The sequence below is a fragment of the Mucilaginibacter mali genome, assembly GCF_013283875.1.
Classification (GTDB): Bacteria; Bacteroidota; Bacteroidia; order Sphingobacteriales; family Sphingobacteriaceae; genus Mucilaginibacter; species Mucilaginibacter mali.
Genome location: NZ_CP054139.1, coordinates 5385204 through 5406645, shown reverse-complemented (window position 1 = coordinate 5406645; position 21442 = coordinate 5385204). Strand labels below are relative to the sequence as shown.

Genomic DNA, 21442 nt, shown 5'->3' with positions numbered 1-21442 from the left:
TCCGGGCAGATGTGCTAAATATTGTATTACGAAATCTAATCAAGCATGTCTGATCTGAAAAGAAGGGATTTTATTAAACTCTCGGCAAAGGCCGGCCTTGTGGCTGCCTTTTGGGAACCGCTGTTACAAAAGGCACTGGCGGTGGATGCCCATAACGTTACCCGATCTATAAATGATGTGGAGCATATTGTGATCCTGATGCAGGAGAACCGCTCGTTCGATCATTACTTTGGCGCCATGCGGGGCGTACGCGGCTTCGGCGACCGCTTCCCGATACCGCTGGAGAGTGGCGAGCGTGCGTTTCACCAGTCGGACGGTAAGAACATCATCCCACCCTACCGTGCAGACGGCAAGGTAAGCAACGCTGCCTTTGTTAACGGTACACCACATAACTTCCCCGATATGCAGGCCGCCTGGAACCAGGGCAAGTATGGGTTTTGGCCGTTGTTTAAAACGCCTTATTCCATGGCTTACTATACACGGGAGGAGGCCCCTTTTCAATACGCCATGGCCGAAGCTTTTACCATTTGCGATGCCTACCATTGTTCGGTAGCTACCGGTACCGACCCTAACCGGGTTGTGTTTTGGTCGGGTTCGGTACACGACCCTGAAAAGCGCGCGGCGGGCATCAACTGCACCGATGCCGATTCGGAACCGGTAAACCTGCGTTGCTGGATAAAGGGCCATTTTCCCGAACCGGGTTATACCTACGCAGGCAATGCCTTTAAATGGCCTACCATCCCCGACGTGTTGCAAAAGGCTGGCATCAGCTGGCGCATATATCAGGACCCGAACGACAACTGGACCGGCGCCATGAACGGCTGCCTGGCCTTTGAAAGCTTCCGTACCGCCAAGCCCGGTTCACCGATTTATGAGAACGGGATGAAGCATTGGTCGCTGGAGGATCTGGCTAACGATGTAAAAAACAAACGGCTGCCGCAGGTGAGTTGGGTGCTACCCTCGCAAAGCAATTCGGAACATCCGGGCGCGCCATCCAGTCCATACCGCGCATCAAACTTTACGCACGAGGTGCTGACGGCTATTACGGCCAATCCGGAGGTGTGGAGCAAGACCGTCTTCTTCCTCACCTTTGATGAGAACGACGGCTTTTTTGATCACCTGCCTGCCCCTGCCGTTCCATCGTATAACAATGATGGTACGCTGGCCGGGAAATCGACCATAAACGTTGCCGGGATGTATTTTGACAATGATAAGGACGATTTGGGCAGCAGCACAAGTCCGCGCAAATACACCGACAGACGGGATACCATTTCGGGCAAATTGCGACCCTGGGGTATGGGGCCGCGGGTGCCTATGTATATCATGTCGCCCTGGAGCAAGGGCGGCTGGGTACATTCGGAAGTGGCCGACCATACATCCGTTGGGCAATTTATCGAGAAGCGGTTTAAGGTAACTATCCCGGCCATTTCGCCATGGCACCGCGCTGTAAGCAGCGACCTTACCTCGGCTTTCGACTTTGTTAACCCCAACGATCCCAAAATGCCGTCAATGCCCGATACCTCGGGCTATGAACAAAAAGACGCGGCATCTAAAAAACTGCCCAAGGCCGTAGCCCCGGCGCAGCCATCCAAACTCTACCAGGAGAAGGGCAGTCGCCCATCAAAGGCCTTGCCTTATCACCTGCACTGCACATTGCATCGCAATAAAGACCAGGTTCAGTTGGTTTTTGATAACCAGGGTAAAAAGGGCGCCGTATACCATGTGTACGATATGAAGCACCTGGATAAGATCCCGCGCAGGTATACGGTGGAGGGCGGCAAATCGCTAAAGGATGAATGGGATACCGTTGCCAACAATGGCGCATACGATTTGGAAGTTTACGGCCCCAACGGTTACTTCCATAAGTTTGCCGGTAATACCGGGCATGCCGAGCCGGGGGTGCAACCGCAATACGACCATGTTAACGGCGGCATTTCCATCCTCCTGACTAATGATACCAAAACCGCATTAACGGCCGAGATAAAGGCCAACGCATACAACCATCCCAAGCTTGCCCCGGTGCATCTCGCCCCCGGTAAAAAACAAACCATCCATATCGATCTGAAGAAAAGCGCCAACTGGTACGATCTAACGGTTAGCACCGCGCAAGGCTTTTCGCACCGATTTGCAGGCCGGGTGGAAACCGGCAAACCTACCGTAAGCGACCCGGCAATGGCCGCGCACTTGGGCTGATATCAACAAAAGCAAAAAGCCGCTCCCCTTTAAAAGAGAGCGGCTTTTTGATATCCAAATATTTGTTAAAATAACATTTCATTAGGCGGCGTAATGCCTTTTATACGCAGGTAAGGCGTAGTTTGCCCGCGGTGATGCGTTTGGTGTTCAAAAGCTTTTGCCAGTACAAGTCCTTTGGTCATCTTCATGTTAAAGAACGTTATTTCCTGGGTCATCTGGTCGGCAGGGATGCTTTGGATAATATTGATGGCGTAATCGTAGCTATCCATAACCGCTTTGGTTACAGCTTCCTTAGTAGGCGCTACGCTTTTTTCGGCATTGGCTTCGGCTGGCGGAGTTTTGCCGGCAACGCTTGCCGTAAACATGTAATTCGCGCTGGCCAGGTGCAGCATCTGCTGCGCGAATGTGCGCACCTCGGGCGTAACCTTAAAGGTGTAGCCATCTGCCGGCATGGCATCCAGATAAGCTTTGGTGTAAGCCTTGGCGCGGGTCCACTCGGCAATGTTTTGTTCTTTAGTGATCTGTGCAAAGGCTGTAGTACAGGCCAGTGCCAGTAATCCGAATAAAAGAGTTAATTTTTTCATGTTCGATTTTGGTTTTACGTTTAGTGTAAAATTAGTTAAAAACCGGGTATGCATCGTAAAATAAAAGTAGGACTTATGTAAGATTATTTAGCGGGTTTTGTGTGGTTGGAAACAAAAAGAGGCTGTATCATAAATCATGGTATGGCCTCTTTTTTATTTGTGCATAATTTATTGGAATAAAGAGGGGTATTTAGTTGATATAATAATCTGATTTTCATATATTTATGTATCGAAAGTAGCGTAGTATGTCCTCTAAAAGACCTGTATTCAAGCCCTACCAGCAACGGCAGTTGATGGCTATTCCTCCGACACTTGACGAATTAGTTCCGGCATCGCACCCGGTGCGTGTAGTTAACGATGTGATCGACAGGCTCTATCTGGAACCATTGCTGAAAGCTTATCATATCCGCGGGAGTTCAAGCTATCACCCGCAAATGTTGTTAAAGGTGCTGGTATATGGGTATGTAACCAACACCTACTCCAGCCGAAAGCTGGCAGCAGCCTGCCGGGAAAGCGTTTACCTGATGTGGCTGAGTTCGATGAACTATCCTGATCATAATACGATCAACCGTTTCCGGGGCGTACGTTTGAAGCATGCGCTGCGTGATGTGTTCGAAGATGTGGTGAAACTTTTGGCAGAGGAAGGCCTGCTCAGTATTGAAGAAGTGAATACGGACGGGACAAAGATAGAGGCGAATGCAAATCGGTATACCTTTGTCTGGAAGAAAGCGATTCAGACCAATAAGGAAAAGATGAAAAAGCAGCTGTCAGAGATATGGGACTATGCCCAAAGCGTAGCAAAAGAAGAAGACAGGCTGCCTGATCCGCCTGACTTTACTGTTATTGACAGTGAAAAGGTCAATGCCGCAGTAGATAAACTCAATGAGAAGCTTTCCTCGCGTGAGGATGTTTCCAAACAGGTCAAAAGCAAGCTGCGGTATATCAGCAAACATTACCCGCAGGCCATTGCCCGCTATGAGCAGCAGGAAGCTCTGCTGGGTGAACGCAACAGCTATTCCAAGACCGATACGGATGCCACATTCATGCGGATGAAGGAAGACCACATGAAAAACGGCCAGTTAAAACCGGGGTATAATGTTCAGATATCCACATCCAACCAGTTCATTGTCAATTACACCATTCACTCCAACACCACAGACACCAATACATTAAGTGCTCATTTAGCGCAGCATGAAGTCAGCTTTGGCAAAGCACCGCAAGTGCTTACAGCCGATGCCGGATATGGCTCCGAGGAGAACTACACGCGGTTGGAACAAAAAGGAACAATCGCCTTTGTAAAGTATGGGATGTTCGATAAGGAACAAAATGAGAATCACAACAACAAGCACCCTTTTGCAGCAAATAAGCTTTTTTACAACCAGGAGAAAGATTGTTACATCTGCCCGATGGGCCAGCAAATGAATTTCATCGGAACAAGTAAAAGAAAAACAAGCACGGAGTTTGAACAAACGGTAAAAAGATACCAGGCAGTTAACTGCGCTAACTGTCCGCTGAACGGTATTTGCCATAAATCAAAAGGGAATCGGATCATTGAAATCAATGAAAACCTGAACCGCCTGAAACAAAAGGCGCACGAGCTGTTAAACAGTGAAGAAGGCATACAACGGCGAAAGAAACGCTGCTTTGATGTAGAACCTGTATTTGGTAATATTAAGCAGAACCATGGCTTTAAACGGTTTATGCTCCGCGGCAAGGAAAAAGTAGAAATAGAATGGGGTTTAGTTGCAATCGCACAAAATCTAAGGAAAAAAGCGGCTTAAATGAGTCGTTTTACCACTCAGGTTCGCCCAAGAAAGCTACCCCCTCCCCCTCAAAAAATTCCATAGAAACTCAATACCAAATTCAGCTATTAGGCTAAAAAAATAAAGACCGCATCATTTGATTTATGATACGGCCTCTTTACGCTTTTTATAAGATTAGCTTATATGGCTGTCGAGCCCCTGATCAGGCCGAGCAATAATGCTATAACAGCAATAACTAATAAAACATGAATTAAGCCCCCGGCCGAATACATGAATACGCCTAATAACCAACCGATGATCAGGATTACGGCGATGATATACAATAGTGATCTCATGGCAGATAGTTTTAATTAATAAAATGTTTTTCTATTTATATCAATCGCCGATTGAGGAAAAAAGTTTTAATTAATTGTTTTTTTTGAGGAGAAATTCTACCTCTCTTCTTGAGAGGGGCGTTGGAATGTGCTGTGGCTGGGGTGTGTCATTGCCGCATTAAAAACGCGCAGAAAGGTACCCCCCCCTTAAATGAGCTACCATGTAGCACCATCTTCACCATTTGTTATTTCGATAGAGGATGTGAGTAGAGGATAGGAGCGAAAGAGAAATCTCCTTATACGTGCGACCGGTTTCGCGTATAAGATTTCTTCTCTCGCTTCCCATAGCCCCCCGGGCTGTTCGTTCGAAGACTTCTTTTAGACCAAAGGATATGACAATCACTTTTTAACAGGGGGTTATAGTAAAGTCGCCTTTACCGTCGCCCATTCATTAACCCATACAAATAATCAGCCGTAAACCGGGCCGCTTCCCGCCAGCGGCTTTTAGCGGCGGCACCTTCATAAAACGGGTTAAAGTGCCGCTGTAACTCGTGCGAGTAACCTTCAAATATCTTCAGAGTGTTGGGGATATGCAGTTCATCGGCCTTCTGTTGTATATCCAGGCTACCATGCAGCGGGGCATCTTTATGGGTGATAGGCACCAGGCCATCCTCGCTGCCGTGTACGCTGATGATGGGGGTACGCGCATTCTTCAGCCATTCTAAATTATAGATGCCACCCCAGTAGTTAATAACCGCAAACACCGGCTGGTTAGGCAAGCCATTTTTGCTAATCTCGGCATCGGGGATGCTAGCCATACGGCCAAAGTCTTCGTTTTTAGCGTAAACCGCATCCAGCGCCATAAAGCCCCCGGCCGAATTTCCCGCCAGGATAATTTTATCAGGATCGATATGATATTTCGCGGCATTTTTGCGAAAGTAAGCCACTGCGCGTTTAGCATCCTGCGTAGCGTAGTACGATGCACGTAGCAAGGCGTCGAAATGCAGCAACGGGTTCTCTTTACTTAAGCGATAATTGATGGATGCGCAAACGTACCCTCGCTGCGCGAAGTTTTCGCTCAAAAACCTAACTGCTTTAGCTCTTTTGGTTCCCAATTTAAAACCTCCGCCATGCATCCAGATAATCAGCGGGCGGCCTGTTGCATCGTCTGCTTTTGGTTGGTACAGGTCAAACAGGTACGATTTCTGCTCGTCTTTGCCGGCATCGGGTTTATAGCTTTGATTGCTTTCTACTGTAACCTCTTTAAACACCTCGTCCTTATAGCGTCGCGGCGCTTTGTTTTGTGCTACAGCTATTTGTAGCGTAAGCGCCGCGCAAATCCATATCAATTTTTGTTTCCACATAACTGATATACGTTACAATTGGCCGGATGGGTTGTTTGAATTTAAAATGGGCATAGGCACAAAACCGCGTTAATGGATGGGAGCGGATACCGGCCTGTGGCTAAGGCCTTGTGTAGTATGAGCGTACAGCCCTGGCCGTAGGCAACGCCATAATTTAATGTTTGTTTTTGTAGATTTGAAAAACGACAACATTAAAATGAATAACGTTTGGGTTTTTCATGGAGCAGGTGCTCAATTTGCAAGCGGCGTGTTTACTACCGTAGAGAAAGCTGAAGAATGGATAAGCAAGCATAAATTGACAGGTTTATTAACAAATTATATTTTAGATACCAGCGCTTATGACTGGGCAATAGCCCATGAATATTTTGAAGTAAAAAAAGAAAATCAATCGACGCCTGAGTTTATACAGCGATTTGCTAATGCCAATAACCAGCACTTTCATTACCAAAACGGAGAAAGACAATAACCAATTACTACATTTGAACTTCCAGACAAAACATACAATATGGTAACAGGTGTAGGAATTGATCTTATTGAAACAGACCGTGTGCGCGATAGCATGAAAAAAGAAAGCGGTTTTCGCGAGTTGGTTTTTTCGGAAGCCGAGATAGCTTATTGCCAGCCAAAGGCTAACCGCTTTGAGCATTATGCCGCGCGCTATGCCGCTAAAGAAGCTTTTTTTAAAGCGCTGGGCACAGGCTGGCTGGATGGCACGGCCTTTAACGAGGTAGAGATAATTAATTTACCCAACGGCAAACCGCAGATCAACTTTTTAGGTTTAACTGCCGAGACCATTAAAAAGCTGAAGCTAAAAAACATCCAGGTCTCGCTTACACATATTAAAGCCATGGCTTCGGCAATGGTTGTTATAGAAAAATAAATGGCCATATCGCAAAGCGTATCTAAAGCACAAAATACTGCCATGCAGGAGCAAAAATTACAGGAGCTGCTGCAATACTTATCTGCACGTTCGCCCTTTTACCGGGAGCTTTTTGCCAAACACAGGGTTGATATTAACAAGGTACAAACCCTGCAGGACCTTACCCGTTTACCCACCACCCAAAAAGACGACCTGCAACAACGCAATAACGATTTTTTATGCGTCCCGGCCAGCCAGATCATCGAGTACACCTCTACATCGGGTACTTTGGGCAGCCCGGTTACCATACCACTTACCGAGAAAGATCTGCTGCGGCTGGCCGAGAACGAGTATAACTCGTTCACCTGCGCCGATGGTTCGGCAAGCGATATTTACCAGTTGATGCTGACCCTTGACCGCCAGTTTATGGCGGGGATAGCTTACTATTCGGGCATCCGTAAAATGGGCGCGGGTATCATTCGCCTGGGGCCGGGCGTTCCATCGCTGCAGTGGGAAACCATACAGCGGCTGAAACCTACAGCCATTGTGGCGGTACCATCGTTCATTTTAAAGCTGATAGGCTTTGCCAAAGCCAACGGGATAGACATGAACAGCACATCGGTTAAAAAAGCGATATGCATTGGCGAGAATATCCGCAATACCGATTTCTCGCTCAATATGCTGGGCAAAAAAATAACCGAAGAGTGGCACATCCAGCTTTACAGTACCTACGCCTCTACCGAAATGCAAACGGCTTTTACCGAATGTTCGGCCGGGCAGGGCGGGCACCATCAGCCTCAACTGGTGATAGTTGAACTGCTGGATGAGGAGGATCAGCCCGTGCCGCCAAACACTCCCGGCGAAGTAACCATCACCACTTTAGGCGTAGAGGCTATGCCCCTGCTGCGTTATAAAACCGGCGATATTTGTACCTATACTGATGAACCATGCAGCTGTGGCCGCACCAGCCTGCGCCTGTCGCCGCTGATTGGCCGCAAAAAGCAGATGATCAAGTTTAAGGGTACCACGTTATACCCGCCGGCCTTATTCGACTTACTGAACGAACGCGAAGAGATACTGGATTTTGTGGTAGAAATATATGCCAACGAAATAGGGCTTGACCAGGTGCAGCTTTACCTGGTGCCTGCCGATACCAGTGAAGAGTGCGACCATCGCATCCGGGCCTATTTACAAGCCCGGTTAAGGGTTAGTCCGCATATTAAATATGTAGCTGCTGAGGAGATGGTGAAGCTCCAGTTTCCTGAGGCTGGGCGTAAGGCGGTGAAATTTATTGATAAACGGCCGGTGTAGTGGCTTCGCATTGTGGCGATCAACTCACCCGGTCTTTGCTTCGCTCGACCACCCTCTCTCCGCTGCGTGGAAAGAGGGATATTACAGTAGCGATGGGTTTCAAACCCATCGCTACATGGATACAGTTACTGCTTATGCCCGCTGCCCCGCGCTGCGGAGAGAGGGTTGACCAGCTTAGCGTATCGGGTGGGTTTATACTGACGTATCATACACACTATTGCTGCGCCCGTATCATCGCTACCAAACCCTCGTCCTCAATAATGCGCATGCCCAATTTCTCGTGCGATATGCCGGGTTGCAGTTTATAATTGTACACTGCTTTCTGATCTTTTATGCCCGTGGTAAGGCAGCGGAAAAAGATGTTCTCTACACCCTGCAGTTCATCGGCCACTTCTACAATATGGGTTGATACGATGAACACAGAATTACGCACGCCCGAAAAAGCTTTAATAATAGCCAGCGATGCATCGTGCGCGTCTTTTACGTTAGTGCCGCGAAACAATTCGTCAAATATCACCAGGATATTTTGTACCGAGCCGGTTTTGTGGGCTACTTCTTTTATGCGCAGCACCTCGCGGTAAAAATGGCTGTGCCCGGCCATGATATTATCCGACAAGTTGATGGTAGTGAACATGCCGTTAAAAACAGTTGTGCGCATTTGCGCGGCCGGCACCGGGAAACCAATGTGCGCCAGGTAAACACAAATGCCGATAGCTTTTAACACGGTAGATTTACCCGCCATGTTAGCCCCGGTAACAAAGCACAGGTTTTGTTGCGCATCGAAAGCGATATCGTTAGGAACTGGATTAGGTATAAATGGATGAAAAAAGCCCAGGATGCTTAATTCGGTCCCTTGCGATATCAATTCAGGGTAAGCGAAATTTAACTCATGTACGGTTTTACCCGCCGCCATAAAAACATCTAACTGGTAAAGTCCATTCATGAAATGCATTACTACATCAGCCCTTTTATAGCGATAAATAAAATCCAGTTCCTCCTGTTCAATAGCTGAAAAAGCCTTCCCTGTTTTTGATTTTTGGATAAGATGCAGCCGGATATAACCCGCGAGGGCCAATATCTGTTCTCGATATTCCTGTAATAATAGAGGCAATTCATCGGCAAACGGCTCAAACGCTTCCGTGATATTAATGACCAGTTTGGTGAGCAGGCGCACACCGCGGGTAGTAATATAATACGGATTATCCGGGCGCAGGCGGTTTTTAAGCGCATTGCGAATAGCGCTGAACTTTGATGTTATTTCGGGCCGGTTATAGGTTTTCAGATAGTACTCAATAAAGTCGGTCTCCTCTTTATCAAGATGGATCTGTGTTTGCCTGGTCTCTAAAAAACGAATGGCATCCAGCCGTTGCTTTATAGCGGCGATATCATTCAGCGGCCTGTCGAACAGATCTTTCAATAAGGCTACGCCACCCAGGGTTACCGGTTTAAAAACCTGGTAAATAGCCGGTTGTCCGTTTATCCCCGTAAGGGAAAGATCAAGTAAGGTTTGCTGGTCGGTATCAAAAGGCATAATTGGGGTTTCGGTGCCATTTAAAACTCGGAGAATGCCTTTTTATTGTGTTTAGTCCTCTTCTTCCAGGTCCTGCCCGAAGTGAATGAGGTTGCCGTTATTGTCAACAATGCTAAACTGGCGCATACCCCAGGGCTTATCTTCCAAAGCGCCATCGGGGTGGATGATGCCATGCGGCTGATATTCGGCATAAAGATCGTCCACCTGCGTCATATTTACGTAGCAGCCACTGTTTTGGGCAATCTTAGCATCATCGCAAGGCGCGAGGTGAATATTTAATCCATCGCGACTGAAAATTAAATAGCCATCCCAGTTACTGTGAAAGGTAAAACCCAGTTTTTCTGTGTAGAATTTAATGGTCTCGTCTGTGTTCAGCGAAGCTAAAATGGGCACGGCGTATTTGAGCATGAGATGGGGGTTGTTTGACTAAATATCGGCAATTATTTTTAACAAAAGTTAAAAAAGGTTGATACAACAAATAAATGCATTTTTAGGCAGGCCTGTAACAACTTTGTTAATGCAATTCCCCTGATAATGCGGGCCAATTTTTTAAGTTTGTTGTATCGCTAACTAAAAACTGACAAACAAAATGAAAAAATCTTTACTTTTTTCTTCGCTTTTGCTTGCGGCTGGTATCACCGGTTCTGCCTTTGCGCAGGAGCCTGTTGATGCTGCCATGAACGCAAAACTACGCGAAGAGGGCTTAAACCATTCGAAGGTAATGGAAATAGCCTTTAACATGACGGATGTGGCCGGGCCACGCTTAACCGGTTCGCCAGGTTTAAAACGCGCACAGGAATGGGCAGTTAAACAATTAACCGCCTACGGCATGTCTAACGCCAAGCGCGAGCCATGGGGTGTAAAGTTTGGTAAAGGCTGGGAAGTTCAGAAGAACTATGCTGCCATTACAACACCTTACTACCACGCTATTATTGCCGTGCCTAAAGCATGGACAGCCAGCACAAACGGCCTTATTAAAGGCGATGTAGTACTGGTTAAAGCCGATACCACTACCGATCTGGATAAATACAAAGGCAAACTGGCCGGCAAGATCGTGATCTTCGACGCGGCTTCGCTGCCGGAGCGCGCTATCCGTGCCGATATGGCCCGCTATACCGACGAGCAATTAGCCGAAATGGCGAAAGCCGTTATGGCCCCTGCCGGTGGCGCTGGCCAGGGCCGTCGCGGTGGTGCGGGCGCGTTTGGTGCCGGTAACCCGCAATTTGCTGCGCTGCGCCGCCAGATGGCTATGCGTGGCGCTATCACCAACTTTATTAAGAATGAGCATGCCGGTTTAGTATTAAGCCAGGCCCGCGGTACCGATGGTACGGTATTTACTACCAACGGCGCATCATACCGTGATACGGCCGCTATTGCAGGCCCCGAGCTGGAAACCAGCGCCGAAGACTATCAGCGTATCCTGCGTTTGGTACGTGCAGGCCACAAGGTTGAAATGGAAGCTGAGATCAAGACCAAATTTGATACCGATGACATGGAAGGTTATAACGTAGTAGCCGAAATACCGGGTACTGATAAAAACCTGAAAGACCAGTTGGTAATGATCGGCGGTCACTTCGATTCGTGGCATGGTGGTACCGGCGCTACCGATAACGCTGCTGGCAGCGCGGTAATGATGGAAGCGATGCGCATCCTGAAAGCTGTTGGTTACAAACCGAAACGCACCATCCGCATTGCCTTATGGAGCGGCGAGGAGCAGGGCTTATTTGGTTCGCACTATTATGTTGACAAGCATTTTGGCGACCGTACTACCATGAAGTTATTACCAGATCAGGCTAAAATATCTGCTTACTATAACTTAGACAATGGTACCGGTAAGATCCGTGGTATATACCTGCAGGGTAATGAGGAAGCACGTCCTATCTTCCAGGCCTGGTTAGATCCGTTTAAAGACCTGGGCGCTGGTTACGTAACCATCAGCAACACCGGCGGTACCGACCACCAATCGTTCGACGCGGTAGGCATCCCGGGCTTCCAGTACATACAGGATGGTATGGACTATAACACCCGTACCCACCACAGTAACGAGGATACTTATGATCGCCTGGTTGAAAACGACCTGAAACAAGCAGCAACTATCGTTGCTTCGTTTGTATATCATACCGCAGAGCGTAAGGATATGATCCCACGCAAACCATTGCCAACGCCTCCGCCAGCTGGCGCTCAGGGTGGTGCACGTGGTGGCAGATAATAGCTAAAAGACCAAAGCAGAAAGCTTTGATCTGCATTTTTAAAAGGCTCCGATATTTTCGGGGCCTTTTTTGTATCCGCTCTCCCGGCCTTCTGCTTTATCCTTCCAACATTCTGATAAAATAAATTTGTTTTTCTTTTGCTTTTTAAAAACTAATACTTTAGTTTTGGTTTAACTAATCAATTAGTTGTTTAACTATTAGAAACCAATCAAAAATGAAAGTATTATTAAAAACCACGTTTGTTGTAGTTGCTTTTTTATTAGCAACCACTACTTTAACAGTAAATGCACAAAACAAACCAGCTAAACCAACCCCTCCTAAAAGTGCCAATAGCAATGCTGTGTTCACTGCTGTAGAACAAGCGGCTTCTTTCCCGGGTGGGCTTGAAAAATTTGGCCCCTACCTGGCCAAAACTATTAAATATCCGGCTAAGGCCCGAAAAAACAATGTTCAGGGTAAAGTATTTGTTCAGTTTGTGGTGGAAAAAGACGGTTCATTGGCTAATATGAAGGTGCTTAGAGGCATTGGATCGGGCTGTGACGAAGAGGCTATACGCGCCTTAAAAAACGGCCCGAAATGGATACCCGGCAAGCAGAACGGCAAAATCGTACGCTCGGAATACACCGTTCCCATCAGCTTCCAGTTAGCTAAAGTATAAGCATAAATAAACACTTCCCAACCTAAATTTTATATCAATCTGCCTCCCGCCTCTCCCGAAAGGGAAAACAGGTAGGGTGTAGAGGCCGCTTTACCGGGATGGTAGGGCGGCTATTTTTTTGATAATCATCGCGTCATTTACACTACATCGTCATTGCGAGCGTAGCGTGGCAATCCCCGATAAGCAGGGCGTCTCTGTAAAGCCGGGGATTGCCACGTCGCTATCGCTCCTCGCATTGACGATATGGGCACTAAACAGTAACGGCCCCCGATAGTTACCGGGGGCCGTTACTGTTTTATTATAAGCGCGACAAATAATTATTCGCCGCTGCTGTGGTGAAGTTCTTCTTCCCTGAACAGTTTAGCGCTCAGGTAATCGTTGTTCATGCGGCTGATGTTGGTCAGGCTGATCTCTTTAGGGCATTCTGCTTCGCAGGCACCGGTATTTGTACAACTGCCAAAACCTTCGGCATCCATTTGGGCTACCATGCTTTGGGCACGGCGGTAGCGCTCTGGCTGGCCTTGCGGTAATAAGCCCAACTGGGTGATCTTAGCCGAAACGAACAGCATAGCCGATGCATTTTTACAAGCGGCCACGCAGGCACCGCAACCAATACAGGTAGCCGAGTTGAAAGCCTCGTCGGCAACTACTTTTGGTATCAGGGTAGCGTTGGCATCGGGCACACCGCCGGTATTAACCGAGATGTAGCCACCGGCCTGCTGGATACGGTCGAATGCTGAGCGATCAACCGCTAAGTCCTTAATAACCGGGAAAGCGGCCGCGCGCCATGGTTCGATAGTAATGGTCTCGCCATCTTTAAAACTGCGCATGTGCAGCTGACAGGTGGTGATAGCGCGTTTCGGGCCGTGCGGGTGGCCATTGATATATAACGAGCACATACCGCAGATACCTTCGCGGCAATCGTGATCAAAATGGATCGGATCTTCCCCTTTATGGATCAGGCCTTCGTTAACCACGTCAAGCATTTCCAGGAACGACATATCAGGCGATATATCCTTAGCCGGATAGGTCACCATTTTACCTTGACTGTTAGCATCTTTTTGACGCCATACTTTAAGCGTCAGGTTCATATTTCCACTCATGTTATTTGAGTTATGTTTTATGTTGATTAAGTTGATTAGGTTTATTAAGTTGATTAAGGTTTGAACTACTCACTTAATCAACCTAATAAACTATTCACTACGCATAATTACGTTGCGACAGGTGTACTGCCTCGAACACTAATTCTTCTTTATTTAATTTTTCCGGCTGGTTCTCGCCCATAAACTCCCAGGCGGCCACGAACGCGAAGTTTTCGTCATCGCGCAGTGCTTCGCCATCAGGTGTTTGCGATTCTAACCTGAAGTGGCCACCACATGATTCACGGCGCATCAGCGCATCGTCTACCATCAGTTCGCCAAGTTCAATAAAGTCGGCTACACGGCCGCCACGCTCTAACGATGCGTTCACTTCTTCGTTCTTGCCCAGTATAATGGCATTCTTCCAGAAGTCGGCTTTCAGGGCTTGGATCATCCCTTTGGCTTTTTTCAGGCCTTCTTCGGTACGGGCCATGCCGCAGTATTCCCACATAATGTGGCCTAACTCGCGGTGGTATTCGTTAGTGGTCTTGGTGCCTTTAAGCGATATCAGCTTGTTCACATGATCAAGCACATCCTGTTTGGTTTTAGCAAAAGCAGGGTGCGATGTATCTACTTTTTTCGGACCGATCTTGGCCAGGTAATCGCCCAGGGTATAAGGGATCACAAAATAACCATCCGATAAACCTTGCATCAGCGCCGAAGCACCTAAGCGGTTAGCACCGTGATCGCTAAAGTTACATTCGCCCAAAGCGTATAAGCCCGGTATGCTGGTCATCAGGTTATAATCAACCCAAAGGCCGCCCATGGTATAGTGTACCGCCGGGTAAATACGCATTGGTTCTTTGTATGGGTTTTCGTCGGTAATCTGGATATACATATCAAACAGGTTACCATATTTTGCCCTTACGGTATCTTCGCCCAAACGTTTAATAGCGTCGGCGAAGTCAAGGTATACGGCTAAGCCCGATGCACCTACGCCACGGCCTTCGTCGGCCATTTCTTTAGCGTTACGTGAAGCCACGTCGCGCGGAACAAGGTTACCGAATGCCGGGTATTTGCGTTCAAGGAAGTAATCTCGGTCTTCTTCAGCTACCTGCGCGGCAGTTATTTGTTTTTTCTGTAATTTCTCGGCTATCTCTACCGTTTTTGGCGCCCAAACACGGCCATCGTTACGTAACGATTCCGACATCAGGGTAAGCTTACTCTGATGGTCGCCGGTTACCGGGATACAGGTAGGGTGAATTTGGGTATAGCAAGGGTTGGCAAAATAAGCGCCGCGTTTGTGCGCGCGCCATGCCGCCGTTACGTTAGAACCGATAGCGTTGGTTGACAGGTAGAACACGTTACCGTATCCGCCGGTGCACAGCAATACCGCATGGCCTGCATGGGTATCAATTTCGCCGGTGATCATGTTACGGGTAACAATACCTTTGGCATGGCCGTCAACCACAACCACGTCAAGCATTTCGTGGCGGGTGTACATTTTTACCTTGCCGGCGTTGATCTGGCGGTTAAGAGCCGAATAAGCGCCTAACAGTAACTGCTGTCCCGTTTGGCCGCGGGCGTAGAACGTACGCGATACCTGCGAACCACCGAACGAGCGGTTATCCAGCAAGCCGCCGTATTCGCGGGCAAAAGGTACGCCTTGTGCTACGCACTGATCAATGATATTTACCGAAACCTCGGCCAGGCGGTGCACGTTACCTTCGCGGGCACGGTAGTCGCCACCTTTAATTGTATCGTAAAATAAGCGGAACACGCTGTCGCCATCATTCTGATAGTTCTTGGCAGCGTTGATACCACCCTGTGCCGCTATTGAGTGTGCGCGGCGCGGGCTATCCTGGAAACAGAAAGCCTTAACATTATAACCCAGTTCGGCCAGCGAAGCGGCTGCCGAAGCGCCCGCTAAACCTGTACCTACCACAATAATATCGTACTTACGCTTATTGGCGGGGTTAACCAGTTTAAGATCGAACTTATACTTGCTCCATTTGTCGGCTAACGGGCCCTGGGGCACTTTACCATCTAAACTCATTTTCTTTCTTTATTTAGTGAGTGGTTGATTAGGTTGATTGGGTGAGTAGTTCCCGCTCAATTCAACTTAATCAACTTAATCCAACATAATCAACTAAAAACTATTTATGCATCAAATAGCAATAATAAACCGGCATCAAGGCAAAAAGTAATGGTATAATTACCGCGAAGAACCATGTACCGATAAATTCTACTACTGGGGTGTATTTGCGATGCACCCAACCCAGGCTGCGGAACGCGCTCTGGAAACCGTGCAGCAGGTGGAACGACAGTGCGCCCATCGCGATCACGTACAATACCACATACCAGATCTGGCTAAAGCTGTCGGATACAGTTTTGTGCAGGTCTTTCACACGAACGATCTCCACATCGTTTTCGGTAGTGAACGAGTGCTCGAATTTCGCATCGGCCGGTGGCACAAAATCGGTTACGGTACGCTGCCCGGTTATTACATTGGTGCGGTATTCTTTAAAGCCTACGGTATCGGTGTATTTGTATTTACGCCAGAAATCGCCCATGTGGATAACGATGAACAGGAACAGGATAGAACCCAGCAGCCCCATGTTTTTTGATGACCATGATGTTGGCGACTTGTTTACCGTAGCGTACTTTACCGGGCGTGCCTTCTGGTTTTTAAGCGTTAGTATTAACGCGTACAGCGCATGCACAAGGATAGACGCGTACAACAGATAGGCGATCACCTCGATTGGCGGGAAATGCGTAAGGAAGTTGGCATACACATTAAACGCGTACCCTTCATCGTTTTGGAACAGTTGCAGGTTACCTGCCAGGTGCACAATTAAAAATGTACACAGAAACAAGCCTGTTAAAGCCATGATCAGCTTTTTGCCCAGCGATGAGTTAAAGGTTTGTTTAAATTCACTCATTGAATAATCAGATTTATTGGCGCAAAATTATTTATAATATACCGAAAGATAGAAAGGGTTTGTTCCGATTGTCAGATTATTGTCTATTTAGAAACATTCTAAGATAGATTTGGGATGATAGATTTGAGATATGAGATAAAAGATGTGTTAATTTGGGGATATACTACAATCACTCATGCCTAAAATCTACTGTTTTATCTTGTTTATGGCCCTTTTTAGCGGCTGTACACAACTTCAATATATCGACATTAACTTAAAATCGCCCGGCATTGCCAGCGGTGTACTGATCATTCGTAACGATACCGGCGGGACAGCCTACAGCGAGAATATCAAAAATCATTCGGTTAAGCTTACGCACAGGGTGATTGAGCAGAGTGGCTATTATGCGCTTAACATCAGCAACAGCGATAAAACAATGATGGACCTGAAGTTTGATGTTTATTTGGAACCCGGTCAATATGATATCGAACTGAACAGTGCAGATCCGGCGATGTATCCCAATATTAAATCCCCATCGGCTACGCAACAAGAGTTATCGGCCTATTATACCATGGCCGCAAAGCTGAAGGGCGACAGGCAGAAGCAATACCGCCAGGCCAACGCGCGAATGAACAGCAAAGAATCGGCATTGTTGCCCAAGGATGCATTTAACAAGCTGCTGCAAACCGAGAATGATACCCGCGAAAAACTAAGCAATGTCGAAAAGGAGGCCTTAGCTCAATTTGTGAAGCAATATCCGAAAAATATAACCGGTGCGCATATCATGGTCGGTATGCCTTACGAGGGTGATCCGGCGTTTTATTACGGCATTTTTCAGCAGTTGCCTGTTTCTGTTCAAAAAACCTACGATGGCCAGGTTGTTGGCGATAAACTCAGCGCGCTGGTTAAATTAGCGCCGGGGCATAAGGCGCCTGATATTTCTGGCGTTGACCCTGATGGCAAATCTTTCGATCCTAAAACATTAAAAGGTAAAAAGATATTCCTTGTAGAGTTATGGAAATCGGCCAACCAGCAAAGCCGCGAGCAGCATGCCCCTGCCAGTATCGAAAATCTGATGCATGCCATAAACGATAAAAACCAGTTCGGGATGATCAGTATATCGCTCGATCATAAAATGGATTGGTGGCTAAGCGCCATAACCGACGATCATATGACATGGTCCCAATACAGCGATATGAAGGGCAATGAATCTATAAATGTTACCAATTGGGGCATTACGCATTTGCCAACTTATTACCTGGTAGATAGTAACTGGAATATTGTGGATAAGGATTTAATATGGCAGGAGATCCCGGTGGCGGTTAACCAATACCTGCAGCATCATTAAGATAACTGTAGTTTATATACAGATCACTTTATCCTTCAGCACACCGTATATCTTGTCGTCAGTACCGTGGCGCAGCGCCACTTTACCGGTGAACTTACCGAACGACGGGAGGATAACCTGCCGCTCGCCAAAAGCGAAGCAGGGCAATGTGATATGCTGACGGGCCTTACCAACCAAACTTACTCCCGGGTGTATGTGCCCGCAAAACACATAGCCGGCGGCCTGCTCCAATTTGGTATCGCTTAACGGATGGTGCAGCATCAGGAAAGGCCCGACGAGCAGTTGCTGGTGCAACTCCACATCCAAATCAAGGTAATGCTTATCGTGAATAATATCGTGGTTGCCCTTGATCAGGATGACCTTGATCTTCGGAAAATTCCTGCGCCAAAGCGCGAACCAGTCCCAGTCGTTATTCATATCGCTATGAAACAAGTCGCCTAAAAAATAGATCTTTTCGGGCCTGTGCTCGTGTATCAGGTCCGATAGTACAGCCAGATCGTCCTGCTCCATATCCCGTGGAACGGCAATACCGGCCTTGCGGAAGTGCCCAACCTTACCCAAATGAACGTCAGCGGCTACCAGGGCTTTTTCCTGCTGCCAGTAAATCGCTTTTTGTGGTAATAATAAAAGGTTTTGCCCCAATAACTCTATGTCCATCCCGCCGGTTGTAGTTGTCATATCAGGAACAAATATAAGTAAAAGCTATTATTTTTAGCATTTTGCAGGTGTATAAATAAAGTTCACTCCCTTGGGATGGGGTCCGACGGGTGTGTGCAGGCAGGGAGGGGTTTAGCCACTATGTGGTACTGACTAAACCTCTCCCTACACCCTTCCTATGGGCTACCGTGTGGACACATCTTTTTTAAGTATAAATTTGACATTTCGAACCCTTGGAGGGTGGAGAAAAGCTGGATGAGAGTGAGAAATCTTATACGAAATGGTTGTGGCGCGTATGAGATTTCTCTTTCGCTCCGCCGCACCTTTTCCAGCCCTGCTCTTTCGTATGACAAGTTGGTTATAAGCGGAGACTTTAAGGGAGGGAATTGCACACGCCTCCGCTTTATTCATCGACCTAACCAATTACAGCGAAGCATAATGACAGCGCAGCGAAGATTCAATGCCCTAAATTACTCCGCCACCCAAACCGTATCAACAAACCACTCCTTACTATCAAAAAAACTAATTACCGGTTTAAAGCCCGATCTGATGGCGAACTGCTCGGTTTGATTTAACGTGTATTTTTGGGAGATCTCCATGTAGATATACTCATCCTTGGCAAAGTGGATCACTTCGGTATCGGGAATGTGCACCTGCTGTTCCTTCAGGCTTACCAAATAACTTTTGCAGGATCCGGTCTCGGGATCGTACATCGCATAATGATGAAACTGATCGACATCAAAATCGGCACCTAACTCACGGTTAATGCGTTTAAGCAGGTTAAGGTTAAACTGCTTGGTGATGCCTTCCCTATCATTGTAAGCAGCAAGAATAGTTTCAGGATTCTTCTTCAGGTCGAAGCCGATGATCACCATATCGCCGGGGTTCAGGTTATCACGCAGTTCAGCACAAAAAGCTTCCGCATCGGGCAGCGGCATATTGCCAATATTAGCTCCCATAAACAACACCACCTTACGATTGGGCGATATGGCAGCAGCCTTGTTCAACATCTCGAAGTATTCGCCCTGCAGGCCTTTTATTTTTAATCCCGGTAGGGATAATGGCAGCGTTGCATTAAGGGACGATATTACATGGCCCGAAATATCGATAGGCAAATAGGTGAAATCGGCCTTTTGCGCCAATAATTCTCTTAGCAGGTGGCTTGATTTGGTAGCATCCCCGGCCCCCAGTTCTATCAGATCTAACGGTTGGCCACCCTGCATGGCCGCTTTGGCTATATCCGCGGTTTGCTTAGTAAAAATCTCCATCTCGCAATTGGTGAGATAATATTCGCCGCAAGCCATAATTTGCTGGAACAGCTTGTCGCCCTCGGCATCATAAAAATATTTAGCGTCCAGGTGCTTAGGGGTAGCCTGCAGGCCGTTCACCACGTCATCGTAAAAACGGTTGTTAAAGCCGGGGCGCAGCGCGGGTTTCATCCTCATTAATGCTTCCATCATGTTTCTCATATATAGGTAGATGTATATTATCTGGCTAAACGGATACCGTTGAAAAGCCAGCGTAAATTAGTTGGGAAAAAGTTGCGGTACGTAATACGCTCGTGCCCCGGCGGCGTAGCTTCCGATGCGCCGCGCAGCACCTTTTGGTTCACCATAAATTTGCCATTGTATTCGCCAATGGCGCCAGGTGCTTTATTGAAACCGGGATAGGGCAGGTAGGCGCTTTCTGTCCACTCCCAGCTTTTGCCCCATTTAAACTGCGGCGCGGCTATCTCCCACTCAAATTCGGTAGGCAGGCGCATGCCCCGCCACGATGCGTAAGCATAAGCCTCGAAATAGCTGATATGCGTAACCGGATCGTGCAGGTTCAACTTTTGCAGACCGTGGAAGGTATAGTTATGCCACTCGCCATCAACCAGGTGCCAGTACATAGGCGCTTCTATTTTGTTCTCGTTCACCCAGCCCCAGCCTTCCATATGCCAGTGGCGAAAATCGTGGTAACCATTAGCCTCAATAAATTCCAAATACTCGCCGTTGGTAACCTGGTTCGGGCTTATCTCATAAGCATTCAGGTATACCTTGTGGCGGTTCAGTTCGTTATCAAAACAAAAGCCATCGCCGGTATGGCCAACCTCATAAACGCCCTCGGGGATGCTGATCCATGGCGCATCTATGTGTTCTACTTTCAGCGATACGTAGTCTTTCGAATAAACCGGCATCAACGGGTTATTTCCCAAAATGTACTTGATATCGTAATACAGCAGTTCCTGGTGTTGCTGCTCGTGGTTGAAGCCTAAGATCAGCAGTTCCTTTACCTCGGCAGATGGTTCGGTGCAAAGGAAATCGTACATGGCTTTATCAACATAAGCCCGGTAGCGGTAAATATCTATCACCGATGGCCGGCTCAGGTTGCCGCGGTCGGTGCGGATAACGCGCGCGCCAACGGTTTCATAATAGCTGTTAAAAACAAAGTTATAATCAGGATCAAACTCCTGGTAGCCCATAAAGTAAGGCTTCAGTATAAAAGTTTCGAAAAACCAGGTGGTATGCCCCAAATGCCACTTGGGCGGACTAACATCTACAACAGGCTGCACCACATAATCTTCCGTTTGCAGGGGGCTACAGATGGCTTCGGTATGCTGGCGGATGTTGTAGTAGCGGTCTTTTAGTTCCATGTTTATCGTTTGTCA

At 47.5% G+C, this 21442-nt stretch carries 19 protein-coding genes; 8 read left to right on the top strand and 11 right to left on the bottom strand.

Annotation, left to right across the window (positions count from 1 at the left end; genetic code table 11):
• The first annotated feature begins 45 nt into the window (after positions 1–45).
• On the top strand, positions 46–2193 hold the full coding sequence (locus tag HQ865_RS22940) for a phosphocholine-specific phospholipase C (protein WP_173417144.1): 2148 nt from the start codon (positions 46–48) through the stop codon (positions 2191–2193).
• Between the two features lie 65 nt (positions 2194–2258).
• On the opposite strand, the gene HQ865_RS22935 is transcribed toward HQ865_RS22940, so the two are convergent.
• Entirely contained in the window at positions 2259–2777 is a 519-nt protein-coding gene (locus HQ865_RS22935) for a DinB family protein (protein WP_173417143.1), read from the bottom strand.
• Positions 2778–3022: 245 nt separating this feature from the next.
• Here HQ865_RS22935 and HQ865_RS22930 point away from each other — a divergent pair, with 245 nt between their 5' ends.
• Positions 3023–4558: an IS1182 family transposase gene (locus tag HQ865_RS22930; protein WP_173412997.1), complete on the top strand. Its 1536-nt coding sequence runs from the start codon at positions 3023–3025 to the stop codon at positions 4556–4558.
• Positions 4559–4719: 161 nt separating this feature from the next.
• On the opposite strand, the gene HQ865_RS22925 is transcribed toward HQ865_RS22930, so the two are convergent.
• Together HQ865_RS22925 and HQ865_RS22920 are read right to left on the bottom strand one after the other, a co-directional pair.
• Positions 4720–4875 (bottom strand): lmo0937 family membrane protein, encoded by a 156-nt coding sequence (locus HQ865_RS22925; RefSeq protein ID WP_173417142.1) that lies wholly within the window; start codon positions 4873–4875, stop codon positions 4720–4722.
• Between the two features lie 413 nt (positions 4876–5288).
• The gene (locus HQ865_RS22920) at positions 5289–6218 is read right to left on the bottom strand and encodes an alpha/beta hydrolase (protein WP_173417141.1); all 930 of its coding nucleotides are present in this window, start codon (positions 6216–6218) and stop codon (positions 5289–5291) included.
• A gap of 157 nt (positions 6219–6375) precedes the next feature.
• Here HQ865_RS22920 and HQ865_RS22915 point away from each other — a divergent pair, with 157 nt between their 5' ends.
• Genes HQ865_RS22915 through HQ865_RS22905 form a run of 3 tightly spaced genes read left to right on the top strand, consistent with a single transcriptional unit; the run spans position 6376 to position 8388 of the window.
• Positions 6376–6684 carry a DUF7710 domain-containing protein gene (locus tag HQ865_RS22915; protein WP_202020420.1) on the top strand — a complete coding sequence of 103 codons (309 nt, stop codon included), beginning with the start codon at positions 6376–6378 and terminating at the stop codon, positions 6682–6684.
• A gap of 39 nt (positions 6685–6723) precedes the next feature.
• Positions 6724–7098: a holo-ACP synthase gene (gene acpS / locus HQ865_RS22910; protein ID WP_173417140.1), complete on the top strand. Its 375-nt coding sequence runs from the start codon at positions 6724–6726 to the stop codon at positions 7096–7098.
• The gene (locus HQ865_RS22905) at positions 7099–8388 is read left to right on the top strand and encodes a phenylacetate--CoA ligase family protein (protein WP_173417139.1); all 1290 of its coding nucleotides are present in this window, start codon (positions 7099–7101) and stop codon (positions 8386–8388) included. It begins immediately after the preceding gene.
• 214 nt (positions 8389–8602) lie between these two features.
• Here HQ865_RS22905 and HQ865_RS22900 read toward each other — a convergent pair whose 3' ends face one another.
• Together HQ865_RS22900 and HQ865_RS22895 are read right to left on the bottom strand one after the other, a co-directional pair.
• On the bottom strand, positions 8603–9919 hold the full coding sequence (locus HQ865_RS22900) for a MutS-related protein (RefSeq protein WP_173417138.1): 1317 nt from the start codon (positions 9917–9919) through the stop codon (positions 8603–8605).
• Positions 9920–9970: 51 nt separating this feature from the next.
• A complete protein-coding gene (locus tag HQ865_RS22895; protein ID WP_173417137.1) occupies positions 9971–10327 on the bottom strand; it encodes a bleomycin resistance protein in 357 nt (118 codons plus the stop codon).
• Between the two features lie 181 nt (positions 10328–10508).
• On the opposite strand from HQ865_RS22895, the gene HQ865_RS22890 reads away from it, so the two are divergent.
• Entirely contained in the window at positions 10509–12128 is a 1620-nt protein-coding gene (locus tag HQ865_RS22890; RefSeq protein ID WP_173417136.1) for a M28 family metallopeptidase, read from the top strand.
• 215 nt (positions 12129–12343) lie between these two features.
• On the top strand, positions 12344–12787 hold the full coding sequence (locus HQ865_RS22885; protein ID WP_173417135.1) for an energy transducer TonB: 444 nt from the start codon (positions 12344–12346) through the stop codon (positions 12785–12787).
• Positions 12788–13104: 317 nt separating this feature from the next.
• Here the strand turns inward: HQ865_RS22885 and HQ865_RS22880 are convergent, their stop codons facing one another.
• The 3 genes from HQ865_RS22880 to HQ865_RS22870 all read right to left on the bottom strand — a co-directional run bounded on the left by HQ865_RS22880 (position 13105) and on the right by HQ865_RS22870 (position 16808).
• The gene (locus HQ865_RS22880; RefSeq protein ID WP_173417134.1) at positions 13105–13890 is read right to left on the bottom strand and encodes a succinate dehydrogenase/fumarate reductase iron-sulfur subunit; all 786 of its coding nucleotides are present in this window, start codon (positions 13888–13890) and stop codon (positions 13105–13107) included.
• Positions 13891–13987: 97 nt separating this feature from the next.
• Positions 13988–15922, bottom strand: a complete 1935-nt coding sequence (locus HQ865_RS22875; RefSeq protein ID WP_173417133.1) for a fumarate reductase/succinate dehydrogenase flavoprotein subunit — start codon at positions 15920–15922, stop codon at positions 13988–13990.
• 100 nt (positions 15923–16022) lie between these two features.
• Positions 16023–16808 carry a succinate dehydrogenase cytochrome b subunit gene (locus HQ865_RS22870; protein WP_173417132.1) on the bottom strand — a complete coding sequence of 262 codons (786 nt, stop codon included), beginning with the start codon at positions 16806–16808 and terminating at the stop codon, positions 16023–16025.
• Positions 16809–16983: 175 nt separating this feature from the next.
• Between HQ865_RS22870 and HQ865_RS22865 the strand changes: the two genes are divergently transcribed.
• Complete coding sequence (locus tag HQ865_RS22865) at positions 16984–18135, top strand: TlpA family protein disulfide reductase (protein WP_173417131.1); 1152 nt, start codon at positions 16984–16986, stop codon at positions 18133–18135.
• Positions 18136–18147: 12 nt separating this feature from the next.
• On the opposite strand, the gene pdeM is transcribed toward HQ865_RS22865, so the two are convergent.
• From pdeM to egtB, 3 genes are all read right to left on the bottom strand, one after another.
• Positions 18148–18813 (bottom strand): ligase-associated DNA damage response endonuclease PdeM, encoded by a 666-nt coding sequence (gene pdeM, locus HQ865_RS22860; protein ID WP_237073555.1) that lies wholly within the window; start codon positions 18811–18813, stop codon positions 18148–18150.
• A gap of 449 nt (positions 18814–19262) precedes the next feature.
• Positions 19263–20252: an L-histidine N(alpha)-methyltransferase gene (locus HQ865_RS22855; RefSeq protein WP_237073553.1), complete on the bottom strand. Its 990-nt coding sequence runs from the start codon at positions 20250–20252 to the stop codon at positions 19263–19265.
• A 26-nt stretch (positions 20253–20278) separates the two neighbouring features.
• Entirely contained in the window at positions 20279–21427 is a 1149-nt protein-coding gene (gene egtB, locus HQ865_RS22850; RefSeq protein WP_173417130.1) for an ergothioneine biosynthesis protein EgtB, read from the bottom strand.
• Positions 21428–21442 lie beyond the last annotated feature (15 nt).